Source organism: Paraeggerthella hongkongensis (genome assembly GCF_003726035.1).
In the GTDB taxonomy this organism is placed as follows: Bacteria; Actinomycetota; Coriobacteriia; order Coriobacteriales; family Eggerthellaceae; genus Paraeggerthella; species Paraeggerthella hongkongensis.
Window position 1 is genome coordinate 35,181 of the sequence record NZ_QICD01000021.1, and the last position, 7,084, is coordinate 42,264.

The 7,084-nt window shown below is 62.2% G+C and carries 3 protein-coding genes; all 3 read left to right on the top strand.

Annotation, left to right across the window (positions count from 1 at the left end):
- Nucleotides 1-2,028: a dipeptide/oligopeptide/nickel ABC transporter permease/ATP-binding protein gene (locus DMP08_RS09460; protein ID WP_114567162.1), complete on the top strand. Its 2,028-nt coding sequence runs from the start codon at nucleotides 1-3 to the stop codon at nucleotides 2,026-2,028.
- Complete coding sequence (locus DMP08_RS09465; protein WP_123192652.1) at nucleotides 2,025-2,876, top strand: ABC transporter ATP-binding protein; 852 nt, start codon at nucleotides 2,025-2,027, stop codon at nucleotides 2,874-2,876. The genes DMP08_RS09460 and DMP08_RS09465 overlap by 4 nt, the downstream gene beginning before the upstream one ends.
- 338 nt (nucleotides 2,877-3,214) lie before the next feature.
- Entirely contained in the window at nucleotides 3,215-6,751 is a 3,537-nt protein-coding gene (nifJ, locus tag DMP08_RS09470; RefSeq protein WP_123192653.1) for a pyruvate:ferredoxin (flavodoxin) oxidoreductase, read from the top strand.
- Nucleotides 6,752-7,084: the final 333 nt, after the last annotated feature.

Genomic DNA, 7,084 nt, shown 5'->3' on the forward strand with positions numbered 1-7,084 from the left:
ATGGTTCAGTTACGAGGAAACCTTACGAAGAAAATGGAGGCCAACCCGGGCAAGGTTCGCTTCCGTCGCTGGAAGGCCATGGGCATCGGCTCGCGCATCTCGCTTGTGGTGCTGGTGCTGGTCGTTATGATCGCCGCGTTTGCGAATATCGTTGCCCCGCATGATCCGCTGGCTATCTTCACGGCGCGCCAGGCTCCTGATGCGCAGTTCCTGTTCGGTACCGACGATAAGGGCCGCGACGTTTTGTCGCGCATGATGTACGGTGCGCGCTACTCGCTCATCATCGGCATCGGCGCTACGGGCTTTGCGCTTGTGTGCGGCTCGATCATCGGCGCTATCGCTGCCGTGTCTCGCAAGTGGGTCAGCGAAGTCATCATGCGCGTGCTCGACGTCATCATGTCGTTCCCGGGCATCGCCTTGGCCGCCACGTTCGTCATCGCGTTCGGCAACTCGCTGGCCACGCTGATCTTCGCCATCGGCTTTCTGTACATTCCCCAGATCGCCCGCATCGTGCGCGCGAACGTGGTTTCGGAGTACAACCAAGATTACGTCCGCGCCGTCGTCGTAAGCGGCGCTCGCGCCCCATGGATCCTGGTCAAGCACGTTGTGCGCAACTGCATCGCTCCGGTCATGGTGTTCACCATCGTGCTGGTGGCCGACGCGATCGTGTTCGAGGCGTCGCTGTCCTTCATCTCGGCGGGCATTCCCGAGCCTACTCCCACCTGGGGTAACATTTTGGCCGATGCTCGCAACGGCGTGCTGTCCGGTCGTTGGTGGCAAGCACTGTTCCCGGGTCTTGCCATCATGATCACGGTTCTGTGCCTGAACATCCTGTCCGAGGGCATCACCGACGCCATGGCCGCCGCTCCCAAGGCTCCGGTCAAGGCCGACGACTCCGCCGTGCTGGCCGAGCGCGAAGCCGACAAAATGGTTGCCGACCCCACGCTGGCGTACGCCGCTCAGGCCGACATGCTGGAAAAGCGCCTGATGCAGCTGCAGACCATCGAGAAGACGCGCACCGATCGCTTCGAGGCTCGCACCGATGTGCCGCCTATTTTGGAAGTCAAGGACCTGTGCATCAAGTTCCCGCGCCACGGCGACGTGAACGTGGTGGACCATGTGAGCTTCGTGGTGCGTCCGCGCCAGACCATGGGCTTGGTGGGCGAGTCCGGCTGCGGCAAGTCCATTACGTCGCTGACCATCATGGGCCTGCTTGATCCGAAGGCAACCGTCACGGGCGAGATTCTGTACGACGGTCAGAACCTGCTGGCCATGGATCAGAAGCAGATGAACGCTCTGCGCGGCCGCGAAATCGCCATGATCTACCAGGACGCGCTGTCTTCGCTCAACCCGTCCATGCTGATCAGGGCTCAGATGAAGCAGCTGACCAAGCGCGGTGGCACCCGTAGCGCCGAGGAGCTGCTGGAGCTGGTGGGCCTTGATCCGAAGCGCACGCTCGACTCCTATCCGCACGAGCTGTCGGGCGGCCAGCGTCAGCGCGTGCTCATTGCCATGGCGCTCACGCGCGACCCGAAGGTCATTATCGCCGACGAGCCCACTACGGCTCTTGACGTGACCGTGCAGAAGCAGGTCATCGACCTTTTGAACAAACTGCAGAAGGAACTGGGCTTCGCTATGGTGTTCGTCAGCCACGACCTGGCGCTTGTCGCCGAAGTGGCGAATTCGATCACGGTTATGTACGCCGGTCAGGTGGTTGAGCAGGGTCCGGTGTCGGACATCCTGTGCCACCCCGTGCACGAGTACACGCGCGGGCTGCTGGGCTCGGTGCTTTCCATCGAAGCCGGCGGCGACCGCCTGCACCAGGTTCCCGGCAGCGTTCCCAGCCCGAAGGACTTCCCTCAGGGCGACCGCTTCACGCCGCGTTCGAGCCATCCCGACAAGGTGTCGCAGCTGCGTCCCGTGCTCAAGCGCGTCGAAAGCACCGATCATTACTATGCCGAGCTGCCTGACAGCGAGCTCAAGCGCCTTGGCATCAAACCGTACGTTCCCGGAGGTGTGCTGCTATGAGCGAACTCGAAACGAACGCGGCGAACGCTTCCGCCGCCGACGGGCAGACGCCCATCATCTTCCTGGACGACATCCGCGTGACGTTCAAGACGCGTACCGGATCCATTCTGCACCCGAACAAGGTGCAGGCCGTTCGCGGCCTGACCCTCAAGCTGATGCCGGGTCAGACCTTGGGTATCGTGGGCGAGTCCGGTTGCGGCAAGTCCACCACGGCCAACGTGATGTGCGGCTTGCAGCAGCCCACGGAAGGCCGCGTGTTCTTCAAGGGCGAGGACGTCACGAAGCGTTCCGCCGCCCAGCGCCGCCTGATCGGCCGCGTGATCTCGGTGGTCTTCCAAGACCCCGCCACGGCTCTCAACGCGCGCATGAGCGTGCACGACCAGCTGCTTGACCCGCTGGTGGTGCACAAGGTGGGCGACAAGACGTCTCGCGAGGCTCGCGTGAACGAGTTGATCGAGATGGTCGGCCTGCCGGGGTCGGTGCTCGACGCGCTGCCGGGCCAGCTGTCCGGCGGCCAGCGCCAGCGCGTGGCTATCGCGCGCGCCCTGTCGCTCAAGCCCGACGCCATCATCGCCGACGAACCCACGAGCGCCCTTGACGTGTCCGTGCGCGCGCAGATTCTGAACCTGCTCATGGACCTCAAGAAGGAGCTCGGCCTGTCCATGGTGTTCATCAGCCACGATATCCAGACGGTGCGCTATATTTCCGACCGTATCATTGTGATGAACGCGGGCGAGGCTGTGGAAAACGGCACCGCCAAAGAGGTGTTCGAGCATCCGAAAGACGACTACACGCGTTTGCTCTTGGGAGCTGCGCCCTCGCTGCTGCATCCCGATTTGGGCAAGTAGCGTCTCGGTTCTTGACAAGCGCCGCTTTCGGAGCGCATGCGCGACGAAGCTGGTTCGAGCCCGTCTCTTCAGGGAGGCGGGCTCTCTTTTTGCAGGCGCTGCTTGCGCGCGAGTCAGGCCGTTTGCCGACGAGTGCGCCCGCGACATGCCGTCCCTTGCTTTCGACGGGCGAAGCGGCTGATTCGTACTGGTATTATGAGAGCCGTATAGTCGGATCAGGCGAAGAGTTCAGTGCGAGAGAAGAGGGTCGAAGCCCGCGCGTGCGATTGCGTCACATGGGGCTTGCGTTCTCCGTGCGAATTTCCGGTCGGGCCACATCCCCTTCAAAGGAGAGGAATATGACGAGAGAATTCAAATCAATGGATGGCAACAATGCCGCGGCGTACGTCTCCTATGCGTTCACCGAGGTCGCAGGCATCTATCCTATTACCCCGTCGAGCCCTATGGCCGACCTGGTGGACCAGTGGTCCGCTGCAGGAAAGAAGAACATCTTCGGCACCACGGTCAAGGTGTGCGAGATGCAGTCCGAGGGCGGCGCTGCAGGCGCGGTTCACGGCTCGCTTGCCGCGGGTGCTCTGACCACCACGTACACGGCTTCTCAGGGCCTGCTTCTCATGATCCCGAACATGTACAAGATCGCCGCTGAAATGCTGCCGACCGTGTTCCATGTGAGCGCGCGTACCGTGGCCACCCAGGCGCTCAGCATCTTCGGCGACCACTCCGACGTCATGGCTTGCCGTCAGACCGGCTTCGCCATGCTGGCCGAAAGCAACGTCCAGGAAGTCATGGACCTTTCCGCCGTTGCCCACCTGGCCGCCATCAAGGGCCGCATCCCCTTCATCAACTTCTTCGACGGCTTCCGCACATCGCATGAGGTGCAGAAGATCGCTGTGTGGGATTTCGACGATCTGGCCGAGATGTGCGACATGGATGCCGTGCGCGTGTTCCGCGAGCATGCGCTCAACCCCGAGCGTCCCGCCATGCGCGGCAGCCATGAGAACGGTGACATCTTCTTCCAGCACCGCGAGGCGTGCAACGGCGTGTACGACGCGCTGCCTGCCGTGGTCGAGGACTACATGAACCAGGTCAACGCCAAGCTGGGCACCGATTACCAGCTGTTCAACTACTATGGCGCGCCCGACGCCGACCGCGTGATCGTGGCCATGGGCTCGTTCTGCGACGTGGTGGAGGAGGTCGTCGACTACCTGAACGCCAACGGCCAGAAGGTGGGCTTGGTCAAGGTTCGCCTGTACCGCCCCTTCGTGTCCGAGAAGTTCATGGCAGCGTTGCCGTCTACCGTGCAGAAGATCGCGGTCATGGACCGCACCAAGGAGCCCGGTTCTCTGGGCGAGCCGCTGTACATGGACGTGGTGAACGCGCTTGCGCACGAGGGCCGCACCGATCTCACGGTGGTTGGAGGCCGCTATGGCCTGGCATCGAAGGACACCCCGCCGTCTTCGGTGTTCGCCATCTACACGGAGCTCGAGAAGGATGCGCCGGCGCGCGAGTTCACGGTCGGCATCGTCGACGACGTGACGAACCTGTCTTTGCCCGAGGATCCGAACAGCCCCAACACCGCTGCGGCCGGCACCATCGAGTGCAAGTTCTGGGGTCTGGGCGGCGACGGCACGGTGGGCGCGAACAAGAACTCCATCAAGATCATCGGCGATCACACCGACAAGTACGTGCAGGCGTACTTCCAGTACGACTCGAAGAAGACGGGCGGCGTGACCATCAGTCACCTGCGCTTCGGCGATTCTCCCATCAAGAGCACGTACTACGTGAACAAGGCGGACTTCGTGGCGTGCCACAACCCGTCTTACGTCACTAAGGGCTTCCGCATGGTGAACGACGTGAAGCCCGGCGGTGCGTTCATGATCAACTGCCAGTGGACGCCGGAAGAGCTTGAGCATCACTTGAGCGCCGAGGCCAAGCGCTACATTGCCAACAACGACATCAAGCTGTACACCATCAACGCCATCGACCTTGCTCGCGAGATCGGCATGGGCAAGCGCACGAACACCATTCTGCAGTCGGCGTTCTTCACGCTGGCGAACGTCATCCCGCAGGACGAGGCGTTGCAGTACATGAAGGACGCGGCCACGAAGTCCTACCTGAAGAAGGGCCAGGAAGTCGTGGACATGAACCACCGCGCTATCGATGCCGGCGCGACGGCGTTCGTGCGCGTCGACGTGCCGGCTAGCTGGGCTGACGCGAAGGACGAGGGCCAGGGTGCCGAGCTTGAGGGCCGCCCCGAGCTGGTCAAGATGGTTCGCGACATCATGGAGCCGGTTGGCCGCATGGACGGCGACCGTTTGCCCGTGTCCGCGTTCGTGGAGCATGCCGATGGCCAGTTCGAGCAGGGTGCGGCTGCGTACGAGAAGCGCGGCGTTGCCGTGAGCGTTCCTGCGTGGGATGCGGCAAGCTGCATCCAGTGCAACCAGTGCGCCTTCGTGTGCCCGCACGCCACCATTCGTCCGTTCGCCCTCACCGAGGAAGAGGCTGCCGCCGCTCCGTCCGCCATCACGTTGGTGGCTGCGAAGGGCAAGGCCGCTGCCGGCTTGCAGTACACGCTGGCCATTTCGCCGCTCGATTGCATGGGATGCGGCGTGTGCGTGAACGTGTGCCCGAGCGATTCGCTCAAGATGGTGGATCAGGAAGCCGAGCTGGCTCAGCAGGACGTGTTCAGCTACTGCGTCGACCAGGTATCCGACAAGCCTGCTCTGGGCGATGCGACGGTCAAGGGCAGCCAGTTCAAGCAGCCGTTGCTCGAGTTCTCGGGCGCTTGCGCGGGTTGCGCCGAGACGGCGTACGCGAAACTGGTCACGCAGCTGTTCGGCGATCGCATGTACGTGGCGAACGCGACGGGCTGCTCGTCCATCTGGGGCGGTCCTGCTGCCACTTCGCCGTACACCATGAACAAGGACGGTCACGGCCCCGCATGGTCGAACTCGCTGTTCGAGGACAACGCCGAGCACGGCTTGGGCATGCTGCTGGGCCACGAGGCCGTGCGCGACAAGCTGCTGGCCGACACGGAGAAGCTGCTCGCCTCCGACGTTGATCAGGCCGTGAAGGATGCGGCGCAAGCTTGGGTCGAGGCTCGCAACGAAGCTGACGCCAGCAAGGAAGCGGCCGCCGCATACGTTGCCAAGCTTCAGGAAATCGCCGAGGGCAACAGCATTGCCGCCGACATCTTGGAGAACAGCGAATACCTGACCAAGAAGTCCGTGTGGATCTTCGGCGGCGACGGCTGGGCGTACGACATCGGTTACGGCGGCCTTGATCATGTGCTGGCTTCCGGCGAGGACGTGAACGTGTTCGTGTTCGATACCGAGGTGTACTCCAACACGGGCGGCCAGGCTTCCAAGGCTACGAACATCGGCCAGGTTGCGCAGTTCGCGGCAGCCGGCAAGGATGTCAAGAAGAAGAGCCTGACCGAGATCGCCATGGCGTACGGCTACGTGTACGTGGCGCAGGTGGCCATGGGCGCGAAGCCGGCCCAGACCATCAAGGCCATCGCCGAGGCCGAGGCGTATCCGGGACCGTCGCTCATCATCGGCTACTCGCCGTGCGAGATGCACTCCATCAAGGGCGGCATGGCAAACTGCCAGGACGAAATGGCGAAGGCGGTCGACTGCGGTTACTGGAACCTGTTCCGTTTCAACCCTGCGGCTCCTGCAGGCAAGAAGTTCGTGCTGGATTCGAAGGAGCCCGCAGGCGGTTACCAGGAGTTCCTTATGAACGAAGCCCGTTACAGCCGTTTGACCCGCGAGTTCCCCGAGCGCGCCACCGAGCTGTTCGAGCGCAACGAGAAGGCTGCTCTGGAGCGCTACGAGCACCTGCTCAAGCTCAAGGACGTGTACGCGGAGGCGTAAGCGAACGCGTAGACGCAAGCGTGTTGGTGAGTTCCTGAAAGTTGAAAGCCCTCGGCATTGCGCCGAGGGCTTTTTTGCGAGCGGCTCGTAGGATGCCAGCAGATGTTTGACGTAGCGACCGATGCTTCTGCTCGATTTTACGCGCAATGTTGCGTTTTTTGAGCCGTAGGCCCCCTTGTCGCCGTCTCTCTAAGGGCTGCATTCTAGGGTTAAGTTTCAAAAAGTGTGTCTATTTCTACCCTGTATTACCAGTTCATCAATAGAAAATAGACCCTAGAAGTTGTTTCGCACCAACTTCTAGGTGTTTCAAAAAGTGTGTCCGATTTCACCTTG

Excerpts from the sequence above, each read along its gene's own strand:
- nifJ (WP_123192653.1), top strand. The coding sequence starts at position 3,215 with ATGACGAGAGAATTCAAATCAATGGATGGCAACAATGCCGCGGCGTAC.
- DMP08_RS09465 (WP_123192652.1), top strand. The coding sequence starts at position 2,025 with ATGAGCGAACTCGAAACGAACGCGGCGAACGCTTCCGCCGCCGACGGG.
- DMP08_RS09460 (WP_114567162.1), top strand. The coding sequence starts at position 1 with ATGGTTCAGTTACGAGGAAACCTTACGAAGAAAATGGAGGCCAACCCG.